General features: G+C 47.7%; 28 protein-coding genes and 1 other annotated feature. Of the genes, 27 read left to right on the plus strand and 1 reads right to left on the minus strand.

The window, feature by feature from the left end; genetic code table 11:
- Positions 1 to 61: 61 nt before the first annotated feature.
- The 25 genes from POF51_RS27115 (at position 62) to POF51_RS27235 (ending at position 21356) form a co-directional block, all read left to right on the plus strand.
- On the plus strand, positions 62 to 385 hold the full coding sequence (locus tag POF51_RS27115) for a histidine triad nucleotide-binding protein (RefSeq protein ID WP_012685763.1): 324 nt from the start codon (positions 62 to 64) through the stop codon (positions 383 to 385).
- Between the two features lie 113 nt (positions 386 to 498).
- On the plus strand, positions 499 to 672 hold the full coding sequence (gene rpsU, locus POF51_RS27120; protein WP_007727630.1) for a 30S ribosomal protein S21: 174 nt from the start codon (positions 499 to 501) through the stop codon (positions 670 to 672).
- 17 nt (positions 673 to 689) lie between these two features.
- The gene (locus POF51_RS27125) at positions 690 to 1136 is read left to right on the plus strand and encodes a GatB/YqeY domain-containing protein (RefSeq protein ID WP_007727628.1); all 447 of its coding nucleotides are present in this window, start codon (positions 690 to 692) and stop codon (positions 1134 to 1136) included.
- 167 nt (positions 1137 to 1303) lie between these two features.
- Positions 1304 to 2647: an NfeD family protein gene (locus tag POF51_RS27130; RefSeq protein WP_069850265.1), complete on the plus strand. Its 1344-nt coding sequence runs from the start codon at positions 1304 to 1306 to the stop codon at positions 2645 to 2647.
- Between the two features lie 7 nt (positions 2648 to 2654).
- Positions 2655 to 3659 carry a flotillin-like protein FloA gene (floA, locus tag POF51_RS27135; RefSeq protein ID WP_017247740.1) on the plus strand — a complete coding sequence of 335 codons (1005 nt, stop codon included), beginning with the start codon at positions 2655 to 2657 and terminating at the stop codon, positions 3657 to 3659.
- Between the two features lie 11 nt (positions 3660 to 3670).
- Positions 3671 to 4174, plus strand: coding sequence for a hypothetical protein (locus POF51_RS27140; RefSeq protein WP_069850263.1), 504 nt, complete (start codon positions 3671 to 3673; stop codon positions 4172 to 4174).
- A 166-nt stretch (positions 4175 to 4340) separates the two neighbouring features.
- Positions 4341 to 4538 carry a hypothetical protein gene (locus POF51_RS27145; RefSeq protein ID WP_069850261.1) on the plus strand — a complete coding sequence of 66 codons (198 nt, stop codon included), beginning with the start codon at positions 4341 to 4343 and terminating at the stop codon, positions 4536 to 4538.
- Positions 4539 to 4743: 205 nt separating this feature from the next.
- Positions 4744 to 5040, plus strand: a complete 297-nt coding sequence (gene yqfC / locus POF51_RS27150) for a sporulation protein YqfC (protein WP_007727617.1) — start codon at positions 4744 to 4746, stop codon at positions 5038 to 5040.
- Positions 5041 to 5068: 28 nt separating this feature from the next.
- Positions 5069 to 6253: a sporulation protein YqfD gene (yqfD, locus tag POF51_RS27155; RefSeq protein ID WP_271756486.1), complete on the plus strand. Its 1185-nt coding sequence runs from the start codon at positions 5069 to 5071 to the stop codon at positions 6251 to 6253.
- 56 nt (positions 6254 to 6309) lie between these two features.
- Positions 6310 to 7281 carry a PhoH family protein gene (locus POF51_RS27160; RefSeq protein ID WP_069850256.1) on the plus strand — a complete coding sequence of 324 codons (972 nt, stop codon included), beginning with the start codon at positions 6310 to 6312 and terminating at the stop codon, positions 7279 to 7281.
- Between the two features lie 3 nt (positions 7282 to 7284).
- A complete protein-coding gene (ybeY, locus tag POF51_RS27165) occupies positions 7285 to 7794 on the plus strand; it encodes an rRNA maturation RNase YbeY (protein WP_170831619.1) in 510 nt (169 codons plus the stop codon).
- 9 nt (positions 7795 to 7803) lie between these two features.
- Entirely contained in the window at positions 7804 to 8175 is a 372-nt protein-coding gene (locus POF51_RS27170; protein WP_106835087.1) for a diacylglycerol kinase family protein, read from the plus strand.
- Positions 8176 to 8330: 155 nt separating this feature from the next.
- Positions 8331 to 8729 (plus strand): cytidine deaminase, encoded by a 399-nt coding sequence (gene cdd / locus POF51_RS27175; RefSeq protein ID WP_069850250.1) that lies wholly within the window; start codon positions 8331 to 8333, stop codon positions 8727 to 8729.
- A complete protein-coding gene (gene era, locus POF51_RS27180) occupies positions 8722 to 9639 on the plus strand; it encodes a GTPase Era (protein ID WP_069850248.1) in 918 nt (305 codons plus the stop codon). The genes cdd and era overlap by 8 nt, the downstream gene beginning before the upstream one ends.
- 104 nt (positions 9640 to 9743) lie before the next feature.
- Positions 9744 to 9899, plus strand: a complete 156-nt coding sequence (locus POF51_RS27185; protein WP_012685773.1) for a YqzL family protein — start codon at positions 9744 to 9746, stop codon at positions 9897 to 9899.
- Entirely contained in the window at positions 9890 to 10663 is a 774-nt protein-coding gene (recO, locus tag POF51_RS27190; protein WP_017247749.1) for a DNA repair protein RecO, read from the plus strand. The genes POF51_RS27185 and recO overlap by 10 nt, the downstream gene beginning before the upstream one ends.
- Positions 10664 to 10713: 50 nt before the next feature.
- Positions 10714 to 10889: a binding site (T-box leader), on the plus strand.
- Positions 10890 to 10981: 92 nt separating this feature from the next.
- Positions 10982 to 11908 (plus strand): glycine--tRNA ligase subunit alpha, encoded by a 927-nt coding sequence (glyQ, locus tag POF51_RS27195; protein WP_069850724.1) that lies wholly within the window; start codon positions 10982 to 10984, stop codon positions 11906 to 11908.
- Positions 11901 to 13970, plus strand: coding sequence for a glycine--tRNA ligase subunit beta (glyS, locus tag POF51_RS27200; protein ID WP_106835091.1), 2070 nt, complete (start codon positions 11901 to 11903; stop codon positions 13968 to 13970). The genes glyQ and glyS overlap by 8 nt, the downstream gene beginning before the upstream one ends.
- 122 nt (positions 13971 to 14092) lie before the next feature.
- A complete protein-coding gene (locus POF51_RS27205) occupies positions 14093 to 14737 on the plus strand; it encodes a helix-turn-helix transcriptional regulator (protein WP_271756487.1) in 645 nt (214 codons plus the stop codon).
- Between the two features lie 11 nt (positions 14738 to 14748).
- The gene (locus tag POF51_RS27210; RefSeq protein WP_271756488.1) at positions 14749 to 15585 is read left to right on the plus strand and encodes a pyruvate, water dikinase regulatory protein; all 837 of its coding nucleotides are present in this window, start codon (positions 14749 to 14751) and stop codon (positions 15583 to 15585) included.
- A gap of 204 nt (positions 15586 to 15789) precedes the next feature.
- Entirely contained in the window at positions 15790 to 17664 is a 1875-nt protein-coding gene (gene dnaG, locus POF51_RS27215) for a DNA primase (protein ID WP_069850245.1), read from the plus strand.
- 34 nt (positions 17665 to 17698) lie between these two features.
- The gene (gene rpoD / locus POF51_RS27220) at positions 17699 to 18829 is read left to right on the plus strand and encodes an RNA polymerase sigma factor RpoD (RefSeq protein ID WP_007727582.1); all 1131 of its coding nucleotides are present in this window, start codon (positions 17699 to 17701) and stop codon (positions 18827 to 18829) included.
- Positions 18830 to 18922: 93 nt separating this feature from the next.
- On the plus strand, positions 18923 to 19837 hold the full coding sequence (locus POF51_RS27225) for a hypothetical protein (protein WP_069850243.1): 915 nt from the start codon (positions 18923 to 18925) through the stop codon (positions 19835 to 19837).
- A gap of 76 nt (positions 19838 to 19913) precedes the next feature.
- The gene (locus POF51_RS27230; RefSeq protein ID WP_017247756.1) at positions 19914 to 20078 is read left to right on the plus strand and encodes a hypothetical protein; all 165 of its coding nucleotides are present in this window, start codon (positions 19914 to 19916) and stop codon (positions 20076 to 20078) included.
- A gap of 138 nt (positions 20079 to 20216) precedes the next feature.
- On the plus strand, positions 20217 to 21356 hold the full coding sequence (locus tag POF51_RS27235) for an acyl-CoA dehydrogenase family protein (protein WP_069850241.1): 1140 nt from the start codon (positions 20217 to 20219) through the stop codon (positions 21354 to 21356).
- A gap of 79 nt (positions 21357 to 21435) precedes the next feature.
- Here POF51_RS27235 and POF51_RS27240 read toward each other — a convergent pair whose 3' ends face one another.
- Positions 21436 to 22725 carry a S8 family peptidase gene (locus POF51_RS27240; protein ID WP_271756489.1) on the minus strand — a complete coding sequence of 430 codons (1290 nt, stop codon included), beginning with the start codon at positions 22723 to 22725 and terminating at the stop codon, positions 21436 to 21438.
- A 383-nt stretch (positions 22726 to 23108) separates the two neighbouring features.
- Here POF51_RS27240 and POF51_RS27245 point away from each other — a divergent pair, with 383 nt between their 5' ends.
- A complete protein-coding gene (locus POF51_RS27245; RefSeq protein WP_069850238.1) occupies positions 23109 to 23843 on the plus strand; it encodes a tRNA (adenine(22)-N(1))-methyltransferase in 735 nt (244 codons plus the stop codon).
- Positions 23819 to 24934, plus strand: a complete 1116-nt coding sequence (locus tag POF51_RS27250; protein WP_271756490.1) for a Nif3-like dinuclear metal center hexameric protein — start codon at positions 23819 to 23821, stop codon at positions 24932 to 24934. Before POF51_RS27245 ends, POF51_RS27250 begins: the two co-directional genes overlap by 25 nt.

The following is a 24934-nucleotide window of genomic DNA, read 5'->3' on the forward strand; positions in this document are numbered from 1 at the left end:
ATGATACGATCAATTCTTACATACATAACGATCCACATACAGAGGAAGAAAGGAGTCTCCCATGGAAAAAAGTATTTTTACCAAAATCATGGACGGTGAAATTCCTGCTCGTATCGAGTATGAGGATGAGCACGTCATTGTCATCCACGATATTGCACCAAAAGCACGCGTTCACTTGTTGATTATCCCGCGTAAGCCAATTCCCACGCTCATGGATGTAAGCGCCGAGGACCTGCCCTTGATCGGGCATATCCATCATGTCGCACAACTCTTGGCGAAAAAGCTGGAGTTGCCAGGTTTTCGCCTGATTAACAACTGCGGCAAAGAGGGTGGACAAGAGGTTTTTCACATTCATTATCATCTTTTGTCCGGTTTTTACGAATAAAATTGAACTAAAGGTTGACCTTCTTTAGTCATCTATCCTATAATGAAGTGTGACAGTCTGTTCGTACGTTCGACTCAGGCGTCCCACGGTTTTAGCGGAGGGAGGGAAGACAAATGGCAGAAATTCGAGTCAAGAAAAACGAGTCTTTGGATAGCGCACTTCGCCGCTTCAAGCGTGAAAGCGCAAAATCCGGGGTGATGGCGGAACTGCGTAAACGTCGCCACTTTGAGAAGCCTAGCATTAAGCGCAAGAAGAAATCCGAAGCAGCTCGCAAGCGCAAGTTTTAATTGACGGAGGGCTCATCATGAGTGTAATGGAGCGACTCGATCAAGATATGAAGCAAGCAATGAAGGACAGAGCTGCTCTAAAACTCTCTGTTATTCGCATGGTGAAAGCCGCATTAAAGAACGAAGAGATTAACAAGGGCAGACTTTTGTCTGAAGACGAAGTGCTGACCATCTTGACTCGTGAGTTAAAACAACGCCGTGAATCCCTCCACGAATTTGAGAAGGCAGGCCGCGTGGAACTTGCCTCGAAAACGCGCGAAGAGATCGACGTGCTCTCCGCTTACTTACCCGCTCAGCTTAGCGAAGACGAAATTCGTGATATCGTTCGGGAAGGTATCGCAGCTACCAATGCCTCCTCCAAAAAGGAGATGGGCAAAGTGATGGGTGCGATCATGCCGAAAGTGAAAGGCAGAGCAGACGGAAACCTCGTGCAAAAGATTGTATCTGAGGAACTACCATCGTAGACGAGAGTAACACCTCATATAGATACGAACAGAAAAACTCAACCTGTAAAGGTTGGGTTTTTCTTTTTTTCCCCAGATGTGAAATAAATATGAAACAATTGCCTCACTCTTTCGTATACCTTATTGCACATACGTTGAAGCTGATAGATGGAAAGGAGGTACATGCAATGAGTGCAACAAGGCTAGTAAAAAGCCGCGTGCGATTGCTTTTTTCACTTCTTTGCCTGATTATGGGAATGACGATGCTTCTTGCTCCCGCATCCACAACAGCGCAGACCTATCAAAAAGCTGTCTGGATTCCAGTAGATAGCACGATCGAGCGAGGGTTGGAGAGCTTTTTAGAAAGAGCATTTGCTGACGCACAGGACCAGCAGGCAGATCTTGTAATCCTGCATATCAATACGCCAGGTGGAGAAGTGAATGCTGCCGACCAGATTGGTCAGTTGATCCGTCAGGCTCCCATGCATGTGATAGCCTATATTGATAACCAGGCTTTTTCAGCGGGAACGTACATCGCCCTGAATGCAAATGAAATTATTATGACTCCAGGTAGTAGCATGGGGGCAGCCGCACCGATTGACTTGGCAGGGAATGCAGCAGATATCAAGTTCATTTCCGGTTGGAGCAATAAAATGAAGGCGGCAGCGGAGTTGAACAATCGCAATCCTGACGTTGCTCGCGCGATGGTGGAAATTGATACAGAATTCCCAGGATTAAAGCCAAAAGGCACGGTGCTTTCTCTCGATGCCCAACAAGCGAAGAAGTTGGGTTATGCAGATGATGTGGTGTCCAATAAGGAAGCGCTGCTCAAAAAGCTCGGCATTCAGTCGGATTCCCTTCAGGCGATTGAGCCAACAGGTGGAGAGCTAGTCGCTAGATGGGTGACGAGTCCCATTGTGATGAGTCTGCTGCTCGTCATTGGACTTGGAGGAATTGTAGTAGAACTGTTTGCCCCTGGCTTTGGTGTTGCGGGGACGATTTCGCTCGTCGCGTTCAGTTTGTATTTCTTCGGGCATTATGTAGCGGGATTTGCCAACTGGTTGCACATCGGACTGTTTGCCATCGGAATCTTACTGATGCTTATGGAAATTTTTCTTCCGGGCGGCATTGTCGGAGCGATTGGCTTCGTGAGCATTGTGACAGGCCTTGTTATGGCAGCCTATGACACACAGCAAGGGCTCGCATCGCTGGGTGTAGCTGCATTGATCACGGCAATTGTAACGTTCCTGTTAGTGAAGAAATACGGGGTCAAAGGTCTATTCAACAAGTTTGTCTTGGATGACACGCAGCGCAATGAAGAAGGCTACGTAGCACCGCGCGATCAGCGTGAGCTGGAAGGAAAATCAGGCATCGCCCTTACAACGTTGCGCCCGGCAGGGGTCGTCAAGGTGGAAGGAAAACGTGTGGATGCAGTATCGGTTGGTGGTTTCATTGAAGCGGGTACTGCCATCACCGTTGTGCAAGTAGAAGGCACGCGTATCGTCGTTGCCGAACTAGAACAAAAGGAGTGAGTTCTTCATGTTTGAAGGCGGTTTGATTCCCCTTATTTTTATGGTGGCAGTAGCCATCGTTGTACTTTCTATTTTCTTCTCGTTCGTACCAGTTATGCTCTGGATTTCTGCACTGGCTTCCGGTGTGAATATCGGGATTATTACCCTCGTCGCTATGCGCTTGCGTCGCGTTGTACCATCTCGTATTGTGAATCCTTTGATTAAAGCGCGTAAAGCCGGCTTGCAGTTGGATACAAACCAATTGGAGAGCCATTATCTCGCAGGCGGTAACGTAGACCGTGTAGTAGATGCGCTCGTAGCAGCACAACGCGCAGATATTCCACTTGGCTTCGAACGAGCAGCAGCCATTGATCTGGCTGGTCGTGATGTATTGGAAGCGGTACAAATGAGCGTTAACCCGAAAGTGATTGAAACACCTGTGGTAGCAGCAATGGCTAAGGACGGTATCGAGCTGCGCACTCGTGCAAAAGTAACGGTTCGTGCCAACATCGATCGATTGGTCGGTGGTGCTGGTGAAGAAACGATTATCGCCCGCGTAGGTGAGGGGATCGTATCGACAATTGGTTCGTCAAAAGGACATAAGGACGTATTGGAAAATCCGGATTTGATCTCTAAAACGGTATTGAACAAAGGTCTGGATGCCGGAACTGCTTTTGAAATTCTCTCGATTGATATTGCGGACGTGGATGTAGGGAAAAACATCGGGGCACAATTGCAAACCGACCAAGCAGAAGCAGATAAACGTATTGCCCAAGCGAAAGCGGAAGAGCGTCGCGCCATGGCGGTAGCCCAAGAGCAGGAAATGATTGCGCGCGTACAAGAAATGAAGGCAAAAGTAGTAGAAGCCGAAGCGCAAGTACCACTCGCTTTGTCCGAAGCATTGAAAAGTGGCAAAATGGGCGTAATGGATTATTACAACATGCAAAACATTGCTGCTGATACACAAATGCGTCAATCCTTCGGGCATGCAGGTGACAAACAAGATCCTGCTATGCCAGACGAGAAAGAATAAGGGCGATTGCCATGGAAGATCTCATGGATCTCGTCGTAGATTTACTGGGTTTAGTCGAGTGGATCATCCCGCTCATCGGCAAGTTCTGGTTTGTCATCCTTGGTTACTTAGGATACAAAGCTCTTGGCAAAGCCGGAAAGAAAAAGATGTCTCAAGGCAAAAAAATGCCTCCGCTTACCCCGGCCACAACGTCGGATATCCCTAGGAAAACGGAGGATTACGGTAGAGAGACGGTGCGGGCATCCTCCAAATACGAGCCACTTCAGCAAGAATCGATGGAAGGGATTGGAGTCGAGCAGGAATGGGCATTCTCCAGTACAGCTCGTGCTTCAACGGGTCCAACTATCACAGTGAAGCAATCGGAAACGATGAAGGTCGCTGATTCGGAACGAGCGGGAACACTCTCATCGAAACACGGCAACCCGCGTGATGGGATGAAGTGGGCGCTCATTTTTGGAGAGCCGCGCTCAAAAGCTCCGTACGCCCAGCAGGTTCGGCAAAGAAAAATGATATAATAGCAGCTAGTTAAACAGGTGAACCTCGGTTCACCTGTTTTTTTATGGAAACCAATGTTTTCGTGTCGAAATATATCGAATAACTTGTCTTGTTTCTCGTATCCCTGTTGACTATCCTGAATGTAAAGAAAATTCTTCCAATAGAAGAAGGGGTAGAGGTCAAGCGATGAATCAACAAATTTTTGAACAAATGGGGCGGTTTCGTCAAAAAGTGATTCGGCTTGCCATCTTCGAAAACAAATCGATATATGAAACGGCGATCGCGTGCGGTTGTTCAGCTGAAAAAGTAAAACGAGTCATGAAAAAATGGAAGGCGCTTACAAAAGGAAAAGAGCTGGTTTCTCCTGCAAAAGAAAGCAAATAATCAATGGGGTTTGTTGAAGTATTCCAAAGTCTGAGTTCTCAAGTGCTTGCGAAATTGCGAGCGACGAGAGCTCTTTTTTTGTGACTGTTTTTGATGAATGCCTCTTTATGCTCCCGCATACGCATAGATAAGAATGGTTTTGCACCTGCAAACAGATGAGATCGTCATATTCGCCAATATATAGAACGAGAAGGGGGGCTAATCCATGAAGCGTTGGAGCCGCCGTCTGCGCCAGTTGGCCGGAGGGGTGTTGGATCTGCCGCAAGATGTAGTCCTGGAAGTCCCGCGCATCACGATGATCGGTCATTTGCAAATGTATATAGAGAATCATCGAGGAGTCTTGCATTTTAGCGAAAAAGAGCTTCGCCTGCTGTTGACGAACGGTCAAATGATTGTTTCAGGTGAACAGCTCGTCATCCGAGCGATTTTGCCTGAGGAGGTTTTGTTAGAAGGCAGAATTGGTGGCGTGAAATTTTTGGAGACGGGACCACAGAGCTCGTAATCTTTGTTAGAGGGAGGGGGCGGCACGTATGCGGAATGGAATCAAGGAGTGGGTGGATGGACATGTAACCATTACCGTTCGGGGAAAACGATTTGAGCGGATGCTGAATATGGCCGTACGGGATGGAATTCGAATCTGGAATATTCGCAGGGTAGGAGAAGAGGTGACTCGCTGTGATATTTTGATTCGTGATTATTTTCGTTTACGGCCGCTTTTAAAAGAGACAGGCTGTCGTAGTCACGTTGAGGCAAGAGACGGGCTGCCTTTTTGGCTGCTGCGGTTACGCAGACGAACTGGATTGGCGATTGGGGCTGCTCTTTTTTTCATCGGATTGTACATGCTCTCCTCTTTTGTCTGGAGTGTCGAGGTAAGTGGGACAAAAATGGTCGATCCACGACGGGTGATTCAAGCTGCCGAACAAGTGGGGATTAAAGAAGGGGCATGGAAGGTCAAACTAAAAGAACCGTTGGTTTTGCAAAAAGAGCTGTTGAGTCTGTTGCCTGAAGCGTCCTGGGTTGGAATCGAGATTCAAGGAACCACGGTCATGCTTCAAGTGGTTGAGAAAGAGGCTCCCGTTAAGCCGCTTGCAACAGGTCCCCGTCATCTTGTAGCCAAAAAGAGGGCTGTCGTCCATAAAATTCTCCCAGAGGTTGGTCGTAGTCAGGTTGTGAGCAATCAATTGGTGGAAAAAGGCCAAGTGCTCATTTCTGGGATCATTGGCAATGACGCCCGTCAACAAGCTGTATCAGCGCGAGGCAAGGTGCAAGGGGAAGTGTGGTATATGAGCAACACATCGGTCCCGCTAAAACAAACGATGCACCGTCTGACGGGGGAAAAGCTGGAGCAGCAATACCTGCTTGTTGGCCCCTATGCGATATACGTGTGGCCATTTGAAAAACAGTCCTTTGCACAAGCTGAAATGGCAGAACAACGGTTTTTGCCCTCGTATGCGGGATATACCTCACCACTTGGCTGGAAGACAGTAACGTACGCGCAAACAGAACCCGTTCAAACAGAAATGAGCGTGGAGGAAGCGACGGAACTGGCTAAAAAATTCGCCAGGGAGGATATCTTGCAAAAAGCTGGAAAAGATGCGTTCATTCAGGACGAAAAAGTTTTGCACGTCACAACAGAGAATGGTAAAGTTTACGTAAGCATTCATTTTTCCGTCATTGAAGATATTGCCATTGAACAGCCTTTCGTGGGGCAGTGAGGGATGGCAAGCAAATGACGCATTGCTGATTACCGTTGCAAGGAGATGGAAGCCTGTTGCACGTACAAGATGAGGTAAGAATCCCGTTTTCAGACGCATCTGAGGCCTTGCTGTTGTTCGGACCACATGACGCGTACCTAACACTGATCGAGCAAAGAAGTTCCGCTAAAATTATGACCCGAGAAGGCGAACTGGTTATTAGCGGGGATAAGCCGGAAGTGGACAAACTGACAGAGTTGATTGAAATTCTGCTACAGTTGATTCGCAGAGGGATTGCCCTGTCCGAACGAGACATCTCTTATGCGATGTCGTTGATTGAACGGGGAGAAGGTGCCCAACTGCTCGATGTGTATGATGAAGAAGTCGCTCGTACCCAACGTGGCAAAGTAATCAGGGCAAAGACATTGGGTCAGCGTCATTACTTGTCTGCGATCAAGAAGCATGACATTGTGTTTGGAATTGGACCAGCTGGTACCGGCAAAACGTATTTGGCTGTTGTCACAGCAGTAAATGCGTTGAAAAATGCGCGTGTCAAACGGATCGTTCTTACCAGACCGGCCGTAGAAGCGGGGGAGAGCCTTGGATTTTTGCCAGGAGATTTGCAGGAAAAAGTAGACCCTTATCTGCGTCCGCTCTATGATGCCTTGTACGACATGCTGGGCAATGAACAAGTCGCCAAAATGATGGAACGTGGACTCATTGAGGTTGCACCTTTGGCGTACATGCGTGGTCGTACGCTCGAAGATTCCTTTGTCATTTTGGATGAAGCCCAGAACACAACTCCCGAGCAAATGAAAATGTTTTTGACCAGGCTTGGATTTGGTTCCAAAATGGTCATTACGGGTGATGTGACGCAGGTGGATTTGCCAAAAGGCAAGAAATCCGGATTGCGCGAAGCACAGCGCATCTTAAGTCCGATTTCCGATGTAGCCTTTATTCATTTCCAAGAGGGAGACGTCGTTCGTCACAGTCTGGTACAAAAAATTATCGCTGCCTATGCCAAGGAAGAAGTAGATCACGGCTATTAATAAATGGCGTCACAAAAAGGAGATCGTTTATCTGTGTTATCTGTAGAAATCCTTCATGAAGAAATCGAGCCGATCGATGAGAATTTGCAAAACCTGCTTGTCCGTTGCCTGGAAGCAGCGGCTAAGCTGGAAGACGTACAAGGAGAAGTCGTTGTCACGCTGGTGAACAACGAGCGCATCCACGAGTTGAATCGCGACTATCGAGGCGTTGATAGGCCTACGGATGTTCTGTCCTTTGCGATGAACGAGCCGGGTGAAGGGGAAATGGAAATCTTCATCGATGAGGATGAGGCCAGCGAGTTTCCGAATATGCTTGGAGATATCATCATCTCCGTGTCAAAAGCACAAGAGCAGGCCGAAGACTATGGCCATTCATTTGAACGCGAACTCGGATTTCTCACGGTTCATGGTTTTCTTCACCTTCTTGGCTACGATCATGGGACGCCAGAAGAAGAGAAGGAAATGTTTTCACGTCAAGAAAAGGTGCTGGAAGAAATCGGCTTGACGAGGTAGGAGATTACATTGAAGGAATGGCGACGATTGACTCGCAGCTTCGCCTATGCTCTACAAGGAATTTCCTATACCGTACGGACACAGCGAAACATGCAAATCCACGTAGCCGCAGCCATTGTAGTGCTGGCGGCAGCGTGGTGGCTGCAGATACCACGCAGCGATGTTTTGCTGGTCCTTTTTTCTATCGGTTTGGTCTTCTCCCTTGAGCTGGTAAATACCGCGATTGAAGCAGTCGTTGATTTAGCTTCCCCAGAATGGCACGCCAAGGCGAAGATTGCCAAAGATGTGGGAGCAGGAGCTGTGCTTGTGGCAGCGATCCTGTCCCTTCTCATTGGAGTCCTTGTATTTGGACAGCCACTGTTGCAAAAAGTATGGGGATAGTTTTTACTAGTAGAGAAGAAGAAATTTTTTCATAGCCAAATGAGGTACCGGACGGGTCATTCTAGTTGACCTTTCAGTCTGGTTTCTTCGTGTCTCATTGGACACATTCTGTTGTGAAATGATGTTAAAGATCAATCATATGAGGAATGATGAGAATGGATAAACAAGCATTATTAGCACAAGCAATCGAAGCTAGAAAGCTCGCTTATGTACCGTACTCCAAGTTTCAGGTAGGAGCAGCTCTTTTAGCTGAGAATGGCAAGGTTTATTTGGGAGGCAATATTGAAAATGCAGCGTACTCGCTGTGCAACTGCGCAGAGCGTACGGCTCTTTTTAAAGCGTACTCGGAAGGCGATCGGACTTACAAGGCATTAGCCGTTGCTGCCGATACGCCGCAAGCTGTATCACCGTGCGGGGCTTGCCGACAAGTCATGGCAGAGCTGTGCCCGCCGGACATGCCTGTATTTTTGACAAATCTCAAAGGCGACATTTTGGAAACGACAGTATCTGCCCTGCTTCCAGGCGCATTCACCAAGGAGGATTTACGTGGATAATCGCAAGACCAAGCAATCGTTTAAATCGGGCTTTGTTTCCATTGTGGGACGGCCAAATGTTGGAAAATCAACACTGTTGAATCATATTGTAGGGCATAAAATCGCCATCATGTCGAATAAGCCGCAAACGACACGTAATAAAATTACGGCTGTTCATACGACAGAAGAGGGTCAGATCATTTTCTTGGATACACCTGGTATTCATAAGCCGCAGTCCAAACTCGGAAACTACATGGTTTCCGTTGCCGAAAATACATTGAACGAAGTAGATCTTGTTCTGTTTGTTGTCGACGCAACAGAGAAACGCGGAGCCGGGGACGACTACATCATCGAGCGTCTGAAGCAGGTCAAAACGCCAGTATTTTTGGTCATCAACAAAATTGACAAGGTGCACCCGGAAGCACTGCTGCCGATTATTGATGATTATCGCAAATTGTATGATTTCAAGCAGATTGTTCCAATCTCTGCGCTAGAAGGAAACAACACAGGTTCATTGCAGGAGGCTATTTTGGGCGAAATGGAAGAGGGCCCCATGTATTATCCTGCGGATCAGGTGACAGATCATCCTGAGCGTTTTGTAGCAGCCGAGTTGATTCGGGAAAAAGTTCTGCATTTGACGAGAGAAGAAGTACCTCACTCTATCGCTGTCGTGATTGAAGAGATGAAGCGAGGCGAAAATGGTAAAACGCTTTACATTTACGCGGCCATTTACGTAGAGCGGGATTCCCAGCGCGGTATTTTAATCGGGCAAAAAGGTCAGATGCTCAAAGAAATCGGTCAACGTGCGCGCAAGGATATCGAGAGACTGATGGGGGACCAAGTATTTTTGGAGCTCTGGATCAAAGTGAAAAAGGATTGGCGCAACCAAGAGCGGATGCTGCGTAACTTCGGTTTCTACGACGAGCAATAATATTCCCATCGCGATGTGTTAATTTTTCCAAGGCATAGAATAACGGGCAAAGGTGATTCTAAGAAGGAAGTGGATAGACCCGATATAGGAAAGGATGATGCTCCATGCTTCGTGACTTTTCTTGGAGAGTTTTCGCTTCAACCGGTGACATCCATGCTTACCTTCTCTACCGTGATCACCATCAAACGGATGTTTCCAGCGAGGAAACCTCGTTTGATCTCGCCCAGGAAGAATTGGGTGACACGCAGGCATGCTTGTAAAGTGGGAAGGGATTGTCATTCGCAGTGTGGACTATGGTGAGTCCAGTAAAGTGATGACATTGTTTACCCGGGAGAACGGCAAATTAGGCGTGATGGCCCGTGGTGCCAAAAAAACCAAAAGCCGCATTGCCGCCGTCTCCCAGTTGTTTTCGCATAGTTATTATCTATGCAAGGCAGGACCCGGTACAGGAATGCCTGATCTCTCTCAGGGAGATATGTTGGATTCGTTCCGGGATATGCGGCAAAGCCTGACTGCTACGGCTTATGCTGCATACATAGCAGAACTATTGGATCGACTGACGCAGGAAAGGGAGCCGAATCCCTACTTGTTTCAGCTACTCCTTCATACGTTCCGCTATTTGGATGAAGGACGAGATGCTGAGATCCTGTGTCGTATTTTTGAGACCAAGATGCTAATTGTAGCGGGGATCTCCCCGCAGCTCACGGCGTGTGTAAACTGTGGCGAACAGCGGGAGCCCTATGCAATCAGTGTGGGACAGGGCGGCCTGCTGTGCCCAGTTTGCCAGCCTTCCGATCCGTATGCGATGGCAGTTACACCCTCTACCTGGAAGCTGTTACGGCTATTCCAGGTATTTGATTTGGAGCGGCTTGGTGACATTGAAGTAAAACCAGCTACACGCAACCAGCTCAAGCATGTGCTGCGGAGTTTTATGGACGAGTATCTGGATCTCAGGCTGAAAAGTCGAGCATTTCTGGAACAACTGGAGCGTATGGAAAGAATGACGCAATCCGATCAGGACTAATTGACATACGAATTTGTTTTCGTTATGATAAGAACCAAACTTGTATACCGAATGTTGCCATGAAGGAAAAGAGTAGTCGGCCACTGGCTGTGAATAGCGAATCGGGGGTAGTGAGAGCCCGATCACCATGCTGATGAAGGGCGTTCTGGAGCAATTTGATTGTAAGGTGGGCGAAGAAGTCATTCGCCAAGTAGGGTGGAACCGCGAGAATCCTCTCGTCCCTACACTGTCGCATCAGGCAGTGTAGAGGCGGGAGGTTTTTTTAGTTTCGACTTAAAGCCAAGTTCTAATAAGTTTAGAGGAGGAAAAAGCATGAAAATGACATTTCAAGACATCATTTTGACGCTGCAAAACTTTTGGGCAAAGCACAACTGTCTCATTGTCCAGCCGTATGACGTTGAAAAAGGGGCAGGTACGTTAAACCCAATGACCTTCCTTCGTTCCATTGGACCTGAGCCGTGGAATGTGGCATATGTAGAGCCTTCCCGTCGCCCGGCTGACGGACGCTATGGGGAAAACCCGAACCGTTTGTATCAGCATCACCAGTTCCAAGTAATCATGAAGCCTTCCCCGGACAACATTCAGGAGCTGTACCTGGAGAGCTTGCGCGAACTCGGAATCGAGCCACTGGAGCATGATATCCGATTTGTAGAGGACAACTGGGAGCACCCAGGGCTTGGCGCTTGGGGCTTAGGCTGGGAAGTTTGGCTGGATGGAATGGAGATCACACAATTCACTTACTTCCAGCAAGTGGGCGGTCTGGAATGTAAACCAGTGGCAGTCGAGTTGACTTACGGACTGGAGCGTTTGGCTTCCTATATTCAGGAGAAAGAAAATGTGTTCGATCTGGAATGGTGCAACGGGTATACGTACGGGGATGTATTCTTGCAACCAGAATACGAGCATTCCAAATACACATTCGAGCTGTCTGATGTCGACATGCTGTTCTCTCTCTACAATACGTATGAGGCAGAAGCGAAGAGACTGATGGCGGAGCGACTGGTTTACCCGGCTTATGACTACGTACTGAAATGCTCCCACACCTTTAACTTGCTTGATGCGCGTGGAGCCATCAGTGTGACGGAGCGTACTGGCTACATCGCTCGTGTACGTAATCTGTCTCGTGAAGTAGCACAAACCTACTATAAAGAGCGTGAGCGCCTCGGTTTCCCGCTTTTGCAAAAAGGCAACGCAGATGCTGCGGATCAAGTGAATCAGATGAAGGGAGAGGATACAAATGAGTAAGCGCGATCTACTTGTAGAGGTTGGTTTGGAAGAAATGCCTGCTCGTTTTGTCGCACAGGCAGCGGCACAATTCAAGGAAAAAGTAGAAAAGTGGCTGACTGCTGAGCGCGTGCCGTTCGATCAAATTACGGCATTGGAGACACCTCGTCGTTTTGCCCTGTTGATCAATGGATTGGCAGAAAAGCAGCCTGATCGCAATGATGAAGCGAAAGGCCCTGCACGCAAAATCGCACAAGATGAAGCGGGGAACTGGTCCAAGGCAGCACTCGGATTTGCACGAAGCAACAATGTTGAGCCTGACCAACTGTATTATAAAGAAGTAAACGGGATCGAGTATGTTCATGCGCGCAAATCCGAAGCGGGAAAACCAACTACCGAGCTGTTGCCGCAACTGGCTGAAGTGATCACCGGTATGAGCTTCCCGAAAAACATGCGCTGGGGCGCACGCGATTTGAAATACGTTCGTCCGATTCGTTGGCTGGTTGCTTTGTTCGGCGATGAATTGATCGATCTGGAGATTGCAGGCGTAAAAAGCGGACGCGTTTCTCGTGGACACCGCTTCTTGGGAACAGAGGTTACGTTGAATCACCCAAGCGAATACGTGAGCAAGCTGGCAGAGCAATATGTCATGGTGAATCCCGACGAGCGCAGAGCAGCCATTGTAGAACAGATTCATCGCTTGGAGAAGGAAAATGGCTGGACGATTCCAATGGACGAAGGACTTCTGGATGAGGTAGTCCATCTTGTAGAATATCCAACCGCTCTTTACGGTACGTTTGAGCAAGAATTCCTTTCCATTCCACGTGAGGTTTTGGTTACCTCCATGCGTGAGCACCAGCGTTATTTCCCTGTGGAAAACGCACAGGGTCAATTGCTGAATCATTTTGTGACAGTGCGTAACGGAGACAGCCGCGCTCTGGAAAACGTAGCGAAAGGAAATGAAAAAGTTCTTCGCGCACGTCTGTCTGATGCTCGTTTCTTCTACGTGGAAGACCAAAAACTGTCCATTGAGAGCTGCCTGAAACGCTTGGAGACAATCGTTTACCATGAAGAGCTGGGAACAATCGGTGATAAAGTTCGTCGTGTACGCAAAACAGCTGCGCAAATTGCAAGCAAGCTGGGTGTGAGCGCGGAAGAGACGAAACAAGTAGACCGCATTGCAGAAATCGCAAAATTTGACCTCGTTACCAACATGGTAGGTGAATTCCCTGAACTGCAAGGGATTATGGGTGAAGATTACGCGCGCAAAGCGGGTGAGTCCGACCTCGTCGCAAGTGGCGTATTCGAGCATTACCTCCCGCGTTTTGCAGGGGACAAAATGCCTGCTTCCGCCCAAGGCGCTATCGCCAGCCTGGCTGACAAGATGGACACGATCGTAGGCTGCTTCTCGATTGGGATTGTGCCTACTGGCTCACAGGACCCGTATGGTCTGCGCCGTATGGCAGCGGGGATCGTTACGATTTTGGTGGAGCGCGACTGGCAAATTTCTCTTGCTGACCTGTGGAATGCCGCGATGGAAGGCTATGTAGCACAAGGCGTAAACAAGAGAGCGGCAGAAGACGTGAAAAAAGACCTCGTAGACTTCTTCGCACTCCGTCTGAAAAACGTCTTGCAGGATCATGGCGTTCGCTACGATGTCATCGACGCCGTTCTTGCTGCTGACCTGACACTGGTTCCAGAGGTGCTGGCAAAAGCGAAAGCACTGATGGGAGCTGTACAAACAGAAGAATTCAAGCTGATTGTGGAGCAGTTTAACCGGGTGAACAATCTGGCACAAAAAGCGGAAGCAGACCAAGTCAGCGAAGCTCTGTTCGCAGAAGATGTGGAACGTGCTTTGTATCAGGCATTCCAAGCTGTTCAAAAGGATGTAGAGGGTCTGAAGGATCAAGAGAAGGTGCTCGCAACCTTGTCAACCTTGCGCCAGCCGATCAACGCATTCTTTGATAAGGTAATGGTCATGGCCGAAGATCAGGCTGTTCGTGCGAATCGTCTGGGGCTTCTCTTGCAGCTTTCTCGTGTGCTTTATCGCTACGCAGATTTTTCCAAAGTTGTATTCGCGTAAACAAAATAAAACCGGTGCCTTCGTCTGAAAATCAGGCGGGGGCACCTTTTTTCCGCGTGAAAGAAGGAATATCCCGTCGAATAGAGTAATACTAGGAAGAGGTAAAGACAGAACCGGGGTGATTGGTCATCGAGCTTACCAAACGACAAGAGCACATCTTACAGATAGTGAAGGATGACGGACCGATAACAGGAGAGCATATCGCGGAGCGGCTAAATTTGACTCGCGCGACGCTACGCCCTGATTTATCCATCCTCACAATGTCAGGATATCTAGAAGCCAGACCTCGGGTCGGGTATTTTTATGCCGGCAGACCCGCAAGCTCAGTCATAAGTGAACGGCTTCACAAGCTTCTCGTCAATGACTACAAGGCGGTACCGATCGTGGTTTCCGAATCCGCCTCGGCATACGACGCCATCGTTACCCTCTTTCTGGAGGATGTTGGCACGTTATTCGTCGTCAATCAAAAAGGATATTTGGCTGGCGTGATCTCACGAAAAGACCTCCTGCGGGCTTCTTTAGGCAATAAGACGCTGGAGGATGTACCGGTCAGCATTATCATGTCTAGGATGCCGAATATCATTACAAGTGCACCTGATGAGACCTTGTACGCAGCCGCCAAAAAGCTGATTGATTTTCAGATCGATTCTCTGCCTGTCGTAAGGCCGAGTGAGGAAGATCCGAAGCAAATGGAGCTGTTGGGGCGCGTCACCAAGACGACGATCGCGAAAGCATTTGTAGAATTGGGTAGCGAACCGAAAGTGTAGGAGGAGAAGCGATGCAAGGTAATCAGCAAGGACAGCTCATCTATGTAGTCTCAGACTCCATCGGCGAAACGGCCGAACTTGTCGTTCGCGCAGGAGCTAGTCAGTTTGATCGTTTTTTGTTTGATGTACAAAAGTATCCGTATATAGAAGACAAGGAATCGATTAACGAAATTATTGCTTCGGCAAAAGAATCGCGGGCAATGATTGTGTTCACTCTGGTCATTCCGGAGCTGAATGCGTATATTACACAACAAGCTGCTCTTCACGGAATTCCAGCTCTTGATGTTATGGGGCCTCTGATGAATACATTGCAGGGCATGTTGAAAGAGCCACCAACAGGAAAACCGGGCTTGGTTCGCCGTCTGGATGAAGAGTATTTCCGCAAAGTAGACGCCATCGAGTTTGCCGTCAAATACGACGATGGTCGGGACCCACGCGGCCTGTTGCGCGCAGATGTGGTTTTGATCGGCGTTTCGCGTACTTCCAAGACGCCTCTTTCCATGTATTTGGCTAACAAGCGACTTAAGGTTGCCAATGTTCCGCTTGTCCCGGAGGTAGAGCCACCAGAAGAATTGTTCCAACTGCCAATAGAAAGGTGTATTGGGCTTACTATCAATCCGGAGCAACTGAACGGCATTCGGACAGAGCGTCTGAAAGCACTAGGATTGACTGCACAAGCAAATTACGCCAATCTCGAACGGATTGCTGAAGAACTGGCTTATTCCAAGCGCATTATTGAGCGCCTTGGATGTACCGTTATCGATGTATCCAACAAGGCAGTGGAAGAAACGGCAAACATCATTTTGGAGATGATTAGAAAAAACAATCTCCGTAATGAAAGGAAATAGGCCGAAAGAAGGAATTTGACGTTTTTTGTAGAAAATCAATTAGCCGGGGTACTTATCATAGGTGAGTTTCTCAGCGTTTATTGCACTTAGAAATGTGGAAAAGTAATAAAAGAAGAAAAGAAGTTTGATGTAAAGAAGGAAATTGACGAATTTTGACGAACTAAATATTCTCACGTGCGATTCTCCTTATAAAGGTGGAAAGACATGACTGGTCCCACTTCAGATGAATTTGTAAATCAAGTGCGTGCCGCTGTCGACATCGTAGACGTTGTAGGAGAGTACGTTCAACTGAGAAAAAGCGGTCGTGCCTTTCTCGGTCTATGTCCGTTTCACTCTGAAAAGAGCCCTTCCTTCAACGTAAATGCAGAGCGACAGTTTTTTCATTGCTTTGGCTGTGGAGCAGGTGGGGATATCTTTTCCTTTTTAATGAAACTGGAGCAATTGACTTTTCCAGAGGCACTGCACAAATTGGCGGAGCGTGCCGGGATAGCTGTGCCCCAGCCGCAGCAAGTAGAGGATTCACCTGAAAAACGGATGAAACATGCGATGCAGGAAGCGCATACGTTCGTTTCACGCCTGTACCACTACGTGCTTACGAAAACCCCTTATGGCGCAGAAGCGATGAAGTATCTCGCAAAGCGCGGAATGTCTGAGGCGACAATAGCCGAATATCAAATCGGATTCGCTCCGGATTCCTGGGATTTCGTAACGCAGCAGTTGACAAAGCGGGGATTTTCACAGGAATTGATGGTGGAAGCAGGGCTTTTGGCCAGAAGCGATGCAGGAAAAATCTTTGATCGCTTTCGAGGTCGTATCATGTTTCCAATCCAGGATTCCCAAGGTAACGTCATCGGATTTGGTGGACGCTTACTGCAAGGATCAAAGCCCAATTCCAACCAAAAGTCTCAACCCAAGTATCTGAATAGCCCGGAAAGCCTTTTGTTCAACAAAAGCGCTACGCTGTTTAATCTTCATCGTGCGCGCCCCATTATTAGAAAGAGAAAAGAGGCGCTATTGTTTGAAGGATATGTCGATGTCATATCGGCATGGCAGGCGGGTTTTATGCAAGGTATTGCCACTTTGGGAACAGCCTTGACGGAGCAGCAGGCCAGAATTCTTCGTCGCAATACAGAGTCAGTCGTACTCTGTTATGACGGAGATGCTGCAGGACAAGAAGCAACGAGCAAAGCGATTCATGTTTTGCAGCAAGCCGGTTTGATCGTTCGAGTTGCTCCACTTCCACAAGGAGTAGACCCGGATGATTACATCCGCCAGCATGGGGCTGAAGCATTTTCCCAGCAGGTATTGTTACAGGCGATGCCAATTACGGCTTTCCGTCTGAAACATTTACGCAGTCAGTTCGTAATAAAAGATGAGACGGACAAAGCTCGCTTAATCGCGAGGGCGGTCGAGATCATCAACGAGCTCAACAGCCCGGTGGAACGGGACATGTATCAACGGCAATTGGCAGAAGAATACTCCCTTACTCTCGGTGATCTCAAATGGGAGTCCAAACGCGCGTACAATCAGCAAAAAAGTGAGCGCCAAAGGGATAAAGTGACGCCAGCATGGAATAATAGTATAAATAATGGCAAAGTTACGCTCGCGAAAACACTGCCACCCGCTTATCACACGGCTGAGCGCATGCTGCTTTACTACATGATGCGGAACGAAGAAATAGCCGCCCGCGTCCAACAGGAATGCAGCGCCCACTTTCAGGTGGATGAACACGATGCGCTGGCTGCCTACCTGTACGCCTACTATGCAGAGGGAAACCCGGAAGACCCTGGAAAGTTTATACATTACGTGCAAGACGATTTGTTAAAGCAATTAGCCTCGGGACTGGCCATGATGGAGTGTAACAACGATGTATCTGAATTAGAGATCGGTGACTACATCAAACAAGTGAATAACTACCCGAAGCGTGCCGAGTTGGAACGATTGCGCGATGAGCAGCGGAGCTTACACCTCCAAGCGGCCGCAGCGGACAGCGAGGATGCGCGCAAACAACTTGAACTTCAAGCAGCCGTTACAGGGATGAAGATTCTTGAATTGGAAAATGCTTTAAAAGAAGGGTAGCTTCAGATCATTCCCGGGGAAGGAGGGAAAGTAGATGAACAAGCAAAATATCACTTCCGACATGGAAGCAACGTCCATCGAACAAGTGAAGGAACAGCTGGTCGAATTAGGTAAGAAACGCGGCGCACTGTCGTATAAGGAGATTACTGCTCGCCTGGCAGGTTTCGAACAGGATTCTGATCAAATGGATGAGTTTTTTGAATATCTTGGTGATCAAGGCATTGAGATTAACAACAATGAGAATGAAGATGACGATGATGAAGTCGATCAAATGATCATCAAGGACGAGGACAACGAAGAATTCGATTATGACGATCTCTCCGTTCCGCCTGGAATCAAGATCAATGACCCTGTACGGATGTATCTGAAGGAAATTGGTCGAGTTCCTCTGCTCTCCGCAGAAGAGGAGATTAAACTGGCACAGCGAATTGAACAAGGTGATGAGGAAGCCAAAAGACGTCTGGCTGAGGCGAACTTGCGATTGGTTGTATCGATTGCGAAGCGTTATGTAGGACGCGGCATGCTATTCCTTGATTTGATTCAAGAAGGGAACATGGGTCTGATTAAAGCGGTGGAAAAGTTTGACTATCGCAAAGGCTACAAGTTCAGTACGTATGCGACCTGGTGGATTCGCCAAGCGATTACCCGTGCCATTGCGGACCAGGCTAGAACGATCCGTATTCCGGTTCATATGGTGGAAACGATCAATAAGTTAATCCGCGTTTCCCGTCAGCTTCTGCAAGAGCTAGGTCGTGAACCTATGCCAGAAGAAATCGCTGAAAAAATGGATCTCACTCCGGAAAAAGTTCGGGAAATCATGAAGATTGCTCAAGAACCAGTATCCCTGGAGACTCCAATTGGGGAAGAAGACGATTCACACCTAGGTGATTTCATTGAGGATCAGGATGCATTGGAGCCATCTGATGCAGCTGCCTATGAACTCTTGAAAGAACAGTTGGAAGACGTTTTGGATACTTTAACAGACCGGGAAGAGAATGTACTGCGTTTGCGTTTTGGATTAGATGACGGTCGTACACGGACGTTAGAAGAAGTAGGGAAAGTGTTTGGCGTAACCCGTGAACGGATTCGTCAGATCGAAGCAAAAGCGCTTCGCAAATTGCGTCATCCGAGTAGAAGTAAACGCTTAAAAGATTTCCTGGAATAACCGATATAAGAAGTATGTGGCCTACGTTAGCCGACGTAGGCTTTTCTTATTCATGAAAGTAAACAATTTTTGTCGTAGTTAGGAGGGGCCGCGTTGGACGACCAGCGCAAGCGCACGATTATTGCCGAAATTGAAAACTGGCGGCGCAACCATTTACTGCCTGAACATTACTGCATCTTCTTGTTAAATCTGTATACAGAAGGGGATCGGCCAAATACACCGGCATCCGCAGGCGGGAATGAGCGAATGGGAACGGCACCGGGTGTGCTGTCAGGAAAAGTCAATTCAACATCATCTGTCATAAATACATATGCACCTAGAACTGTCTCTCCAGTGACGGGGAAAATGGTAGTGGCATGGCTTCTTGGTGCCTTTGTTATTGCTGGTTTGATCTTACTTGCTTTTCATTTTAACCGTTTTCAAACCCCAATGCAAATTACCATCTTTGCCTGTTTCGCTCTTGTTTTCTATATTCTGGGACTCGTTTATCGAAGGTCGGCCCCGCCATTGACGCATTTATTCCTGGCTTTGTCATTTTTGATCTTGATCGCAGGAGGCGTGTATTGTATCCAAAAACTGGATGGTAGCATGCCGTTTGTCCTGTTCTATTTAGGCTTCGTTTGCATGTTACTGTGCATTAGCGCAATTGTTTTCGGCTACGCTTATTTGCTCTATGCAGGGTTACTGGGTTTGGCCATCTTGTATGGCATTACAACCGTTCATCGGGTAGGGATGGACTATACATGGTGGACATCGGAGTTGTACTGGGTACCGCTTGCGTGCTTGCTCACAGGTATGGGCTTCTTGATGAATAAGGCCAATGCGAAATGGGCGGGAGTATTTGCTGTATGTGGACTTGCCTTTTTCTTTGGTGCAGAGATACAGGCTCTGTATATTCCAGAAGCGAAGCGGGATATGATTCAATTACTGTTGTTCATAAAGGTGTTCATCGCGTCAACTTTGTTCTTCTTCACGCGAGGATATTGGTATGCGTGGTTGCGACTATAGGACTCTGCATGACTTCTCGTTTTCCTCTCCCTGCTTATCTGTTACAATTTCAGAAGAGAGCAAACGGGGTGAATAGATGAACAACAAGTGGAAAGTATTAATCGGTATTTTGCTGGCGGCTATTTTTCTGGGCGGAGAAACAGTTGCCAAGTTTATGGGTGTAAATACATACAGTCTCGGATTCATAGCAGCCTCTGTATCTTTTTTGGGAGCGATTTTATTAGGAGCACGCCGATCATAGGCGTGTTTTTTTTGAGAAATTACCACATGAATCCAAATCGTGGTGTATAATGGTAAGAGTATTCTGAACAAACGCTCAGTCAAAATTGTGTGTTTCTTGATGGTTCTTTACTAAAGCGTTTTCAAGGGGGCAGCGATTATGAACTTCGATTTGACTTCAGAACAGCAAATGTTAAAAAAAATGATCCGCGAATTTGCTGATGAGGTAGTGGCACCAGGAGCAGATGAACGCGATCAAACCAAACAATTCCCTGTCGAAATATTCAAGCAGATGTGCGAATTGAACCTGATGGGTCTTCCTTTCTCTGAGAAATACGGGGGAGCCGGAGCCGATTCCACGAGTTTTGCGATCGTGGTAGAAGAGCTTAGTCGTGCATGCGGTTCTACAGGAATCACGTATTCGGCGCATATTTCGTTAGGTGGCGCTCCACTTGCTTTGTTTGGAACGGAAGAACAGAAGCTGAACTATTTAACCAAAATCTGTTCGGGCGAAAGCTTTGGTGCGTTTGGCTTGACGGAACCGAATGCAGGGTCTGACGCAGGTGGTACGAGGACGAATGCGGTCTTGGCTGATGGGGAGTGGACGATTAATGGCTCCAAGTGCTTCATTACCAATGCCTCCTATGCATCGTTTCTCGCTTTGACAGCTGTAACGGACAAAGAGCAGGGCTCACGCGGTATTACTGCTTTTATCGTTCCGACTGATGCATCTGGTTTTCAAGTGCTGGCTAACTATGAAAAGCTCGGCTTGCACAGCTCCAATACGACTGAGCTCGTTCTTGAAAATGTCAGGGTGCCAGAGGAAAACATCCTTGGGAAAAGGGGCGAAGGCTTCAAGCAGTTCCTCATTACACTTGATGGTGGGCGAATCGGGATCGGCGCTATGGCAGTAGGAATTGCGCAGGCTGCCTACGACAAAGCGCTGCAATACTCCAAGCAGCGTACGGCATTTGGTAATTCCTTAAGTCATTTTCAAGCGATCCAGCACAAGCTGGCGGATATGGCGATGCAAATAGAGCTGGCGAGAACGATGGTGTATAAAGCAGCGTGGCTGAAGGATCATGGTCGCAAATTTACGAAAGAAGCAGCAATGGCAAAATTGTATGCTTCAGAGATTGCCATGTCTGCTACTCATCAGGCCATTCAGATTCACGGTGGCTATGGTTATATGCGGGAGTATCAGGTGGAACGATTTTTCCGCGATGCCCGTCTGTTAGAGATCGGCGAGGGGACTTCAGAGATTTTACGTAATGTGATCGCTAGAGAAATCGGGTGCTAGACTTTCGATGTTTACAATGAAAGAGCATGACTGCCAGCGAAAACTGACAGCCATGGCTCTTTTTTTGTTTCTTATTATTTTATTGATCGCCAGGTTGTACAGTTGGGAATCCAAAGCCACTAGCGATATCGTCACCTACAGCAGCGTTTGAGCCACCTTTGATGTCATTTCCTGTCGCACGTTTTTGCAATTCTACGCGAACATCTTGATTGCTCCAAGATGGATTGGATGCCCAGATTTTTGCAGCCAAACCTGAAATGTGTGGTGTTGCCATGGAGGTTCCGCTAATGGAGTTATAGCCTCCGTTATTCCATGTAGACTGAATAGCGCGTCCTGGTGCTGATACTTCCACATCGCGCTCTTGAATCACGTAGTCTCCCGCTTGCCCGCTCTTGCCACGAGAAGAGAAGTCAGCTATACGGTAGGTACCGTTTTGTTGAACATTCTCTAACGCTGCTACGGCTACTGTATTCACTAATGCGCCAGGGTAGCCAATGCTATTCACTGTCGGTCCAGAGTTACCGGCTGCAGCGACGACTAATACACCGTTTTGGTTTGCATACGTGATGGCATTTGCCATAAGGGTGCTCTTACTACTAGAGCCAAGGGACATAGAGACGATCGTTTTCACGCCTAATTGAGCGGACTGGTCAGCAGCGTAACGAATGGCATAGGCAATGTCATCCTCATAGCCGGAGCCTGAGTCATCCAATACTTTATATGCCCATAGCTTAGCATCTGGTGCTACACCATAAATACCTGCGCCACCGCCGCCGTCAGCGAGAACAGTTCCAGCGACGTGTGTTCCATGACCATGCGCATCATTGCAAGCACCGGTAACAACAGGAGAAGAAGCTTGTGTGAAATCGTTGCACTGCTCTGCGTTAGCGGTTAGGTCCGGGTGCTGCGTAAACACGCCAGTATCCAGGACTGCAACACGAACATCTGCACCTCCAGCCGTAGCAGAGAGGGACTGGTTCTTATAGATGGCTTTAATTCCCCACGGAACGACTGCCGCAGGAGAGAACTCTGGCTCGGTAGCCTGATCTTCTTCTATATATTCAGCGATCTTTAATTTTTTCAACACGGTAATTTTTACATTGGGATCGCTTTTCAGCTGGTTAAGTTGATCGCTATTTACATCGAGAGTAAAGCCCTCTTGACCAAAATCATGGCGTACATCCAGTGGTTCAGCAAAATAACCAGTTCTCACATCCGAATCTGACTGAATTAATACCCGTGCAGTACCAAGTTCACTGAATTCACTGGTTGAATCATTACTGGCTGCCCCCGCACCTGTGAAGACACTCATCACTAGCGCCGAAGAGAGTAAACCCATTGCCCACCACTTGCCGGTTCTTTTTTTCAAACTGTTCTCCTCCTTAAAGAAATTTAGTCTGTGTAGTTCATGATGTGCATGGCGTTAATATACATATCTGTAAAAAATTTGTAAATATTTATTTATTAAAATAAAGTTCACAATTTAGTAAAAATTAAGTTAAATTACATAAAATACCAAAAAAGTTGTCATGTTTAAAAACTTTCCTTGTTATTCCGAGCATTACATCCAACAGAATGGCTACCTGTAAGCCTCCCGACTACTACCCAAGAGCCCCTCTTAGTTGCATGGTCCCTGCTTGGATGCAACAGCGAGGATTTTGTCGTTCTTTGCTGATCATCTGTTAGGGAATTAGCATTTCGCAATTGTTGCCAAATAGGGTAGAATAGAGGCAACGGAAGGTGAATATACAGATGACATCAGTATCAATATCCAAGCGGCTACAAACGATTGCCCGCTATTGTCCAGAAGGAGCCCGCGTCGCCGACATCGGGTCGGATCATGCGTTGTTGGCTTCTTATTTGCTTGTAAAAGGAATGGCTTCCTTCGTGATCGCAGGCGAATTGAATGAAGGGCCTTTTCAAGCTGCACAAAAACAAATACATACATTGCAGGTAAAAGATCGCGCTTCGGTGCGTAAAGGAAACGGACTCGCGGTATTACAGCCTGGCGAAGCAGATGTAATCTGCATTGCGGGGATGGGCGGACAACTGATCGTTTCCATTTTGGAAGCAGGAAAAGACAAACTCGAAGGTGTGCAACGCCTGATTCTGCAACCAAACGTAGGGGAAGAAGCGGTTCGCCTGTGGATGATAGAGAATGGTTGGCAGTTAATCGCAGAGTCCATTTTGCAGGAGGACGGCGTGATTTATGAGATTCTCGTTGCAGAACGAGGCAATCCTACCTTGCCTTATGAGGGCAAAGATCGTACACAGCAAGAGCTTCTGCGCATTGGTCCATTTCTTTGGGAGGAAAAATCAGACGTATTACAAGAGAAGTGGCTGAGCGAGCAAGAAAAATGGCAAAAGGTCATCGTTCAATTAAAGCGTTCGGACAAGCCGGAAGCAGCAGAACGAATTAAAGAAATCGAAGCAGAAGTAAAGTGGATCGATGAGGTGATTGCATGCTTGCGCACGGACAAACAGTAATCCAGTATGTAGAACGTCTGGCGCCAAAATCGTTGGCGATGGAAGGCGACAAGATTGGCCTTCATGTAGGCACCTTGCAAAAAAAGGTAAAAAAAGTAATGATCGCACTAGACGTGTTGGAATCTGTGGTGGATGAAGCAATTGCAGAGGGTGTAGACCTGATTGTGGCTCACCATGCCGTCATTTATCGACCACTCAAACACCTCCGGACGGATCTCGCCGCAGGACGTGTGTTCGAAAAGCTGATCAAGCACGACATTGCTGTATACACAGCCCATACCAATTTGGATGTTGCGTACGGGGGGATGAACGATTGGCTTGCAGAAGCGGTTGGACTCACTGACATTGATGTACTGGATGTTCTTTCACGAGAGGCTTGGAAGAAGCTCGTCGTATTCGTACCCGCTACCCATAAGGAAGCAGTATTTTCCGCTCTTGCTGAAGCGGGTGCAGGGCATGTAGGCAACTATAGCCACTGTTCTTTTCAGACAGAAGGGACTGGAACCTTTTTACCAGGAGAAGGAACGAATCCCCATATCGGTTCGACAGGCCAGTTGGAAAAAGCAGAGGAAGTTCGCATCGAGATGATTGTTCCCGCTTCCAGACAATCGGCTGCGGTCAAAGCCATGCTTGCTGCCCATCCCTACGAAGAAGTCGCCTATGACATCATTCCTTTGGAGCAGTCCGGAACTGTATACGGAATTGGACGTATTGGCATTCTACCTGCACCACTGACGCTGCGTGAGTTTGCTTTGCTTGTCAAAGAACGGTTTTCCCTCCATGGTCTTCGCGTAGTTGGTGACTTAGATGCGACAGTCAAAAAAGTAGCGGTAGTAGGTGGAGACGGTAGCTCTTTTGTTTCCAAAGCCATTTTTAAAGGCGCGGATGTTTATTTAACCGGAGACATTGGGTATCACACCGCACACGATGCACAAGCAGAAGGCTTGTCGATCGTAGATGCAGGTCACAATATCGAAAAAATCATGAAGGAAAAGCTGGCGGCCATCTTGCTTGAACAATTGCAGGCAAATGGTTACGAAACAGAGGTTATTCCTTCGCGCGTGCACACAGATCCGTTCCAGTTTGTATAA

It is taken from the genome of Brevibacillus sp. AG (genome assembly GCF_028369215.1).
In the GTDB taxonomy this organism is placed as follows: Bacteria; Bacillota; Bacilli; order Brevibacillales; family Brevibacillaceae; genus Brevibacillus; species Brevibacillus porteri.

Excerpts from the sequence above, each read along its gene's own strand:
- POF51_RS27230 (WP_017247756.1), top strand. The coding sequence starts at position 19,914 with ATGAACAACAAGTGGAAAGTATTAATCGGTATTTTGCTGGCGGCTATT.
- POF51_RS27115 (WP_012685763.1), top strand. The coding sequence starts at position 62 with ATGGAAAAAAGTATTTTTACCAAAATCATGGACGGTGAAATTCCTGCT.
- yqfC (WP_007727617.1), top strand. The coding sequence starts at position 4,744 with ATGAAGCGTTGGAGCCGCCGTCTGCGCCAGTTGGCCGGAGGGGTGTTG.
- POF51_RS27130 (WP_069850265.1), top strand. The coding sequence starts at position 1,304 with ATGAGTGCAACAAGGCTAGTAAAAAGCCGCGTGCGATTGCTTTTTTCA.
- yqfD (WP_271756486.1), top strand. The coding sequence starts at position 5,069 with ATGCGGAATGGAATCAAGGAGTGGGTGGATGGACATGTAACCATTACC.
- glyQ (WP_069850724.1), top strand. The coding sequence starts at position 10,982 with ATGACATTTCAAGACATCATTTTGACGCTGCAAAACTTTTGGGCAAAG.
- POF51_RS27145 (WP_069850261.1), top strand. The coding sequence starts at position 4,341 with ATGAATCAACAAATTTTTGAACAAATGGGGCGGTTTCGTCAAAAAGTG.
- POF51_RS27235 (WP_069850241.1), top strand. The coding sequence starts at position 20,217 with ATGAACTTCGATTTGACTTCAGAACAGCAAATGTTAAAAAAAATGATC.
- ybeY (WP_170831619.1), top strand. The coding sequence starts at position 7,285 with ATGGCGTCACAAAAAGGAGATCGTTTATCTGTGTTATCTGTAGAAATC.
- POF51_RS27140 (WP_069850263.1), top strand. The coding sequence starts at position 3,671 with ATGGAAGATCTCATGGATCTCGTCGTAGATTTACTGGGTTTAGTCGAG.
- POF51_RS27250 (WP_271756490.1), top strand. The coding sequence starts at position 23,819 with ATGCTTGCGCACGGACAAACAGTAATCCAGTATGTAGAACGTCTGGCG.
- cdd (WP_069850250.1), top strand. The coding sequence starts at position 8,331 with ATGGATAAACAAGCATTATTAGCACAAGCAATCGAAGCTAGAAAGCTC.
- dnaG (WP_069850245.1), top strand. The coding sequence starts at position 15,790 with ATGACTGGTCCCACTTCAGATGAATTTGTAAATCAAGTGCGTGCCGCT.
- glyS (WP_106835091.1), top strand. The coding sequence starts at position 11,901 with ATGAGTAAGCGCGATCTACTTGTAGAGGTTGGTTTGGAAGAAATGCCT.
- recO (WP_017247749.1), top strand. The coding sequence starts at position 9,890 with ATGCTTGTAAAGTGGGAAGGGATTGTCATTCGCAGTGTGGACTATGGT.
- floA (WP_017247740.1), top strand. The coding sequence starts at position 2,655 with ATGTTTGAAGGCGGTTTGATTCCCCTTATTTTTATGGTGGCAGTAGCC.
- POF51_RS27125 (WP_007727628.1), top strand. The coding sequence starts at position 690 with ATGAGTGTAATGGAGCGACTCGATCAAGATATGAAGCAAGCAATGAAG.
- POF51_RS27185 (WP_012685773.1), top strand. The coding sequence starts at position 9,744 with ATGCTTCGTGACTTTTCTTGGAGAGTTTTCGCTTCAACCGGTGACATC.
- POF51_RS27245 (WP_069850238.1), top strand. The coding sequence starts at position 23,109 with ATGACATCAGTATCAATATCCAAGCGGCTACAAACGATTGCCCGCTAT.
- POF51_RS27210 (WP_271756488.1), top strand. The coding sequence starts at position 14,749 with ATGCAAGGTAATCAGCAAGGACAGCTCATCTATGTAGTCTCAGACTCC.
- rpsU (WP_007727630.1), top strand. The coding sequence starts at position 499 with ATGGCAGAAATTCGAGTCAAGAAAAACGAGTCTTTGGATAGCGCACTT.
- rpoD (WP_007727582.1), top strand. The coding sequence starts at position 17,699 with ATGAACAAGCAAAATATCACTTCCGACATGGAAGCAACGTCCATCGAA.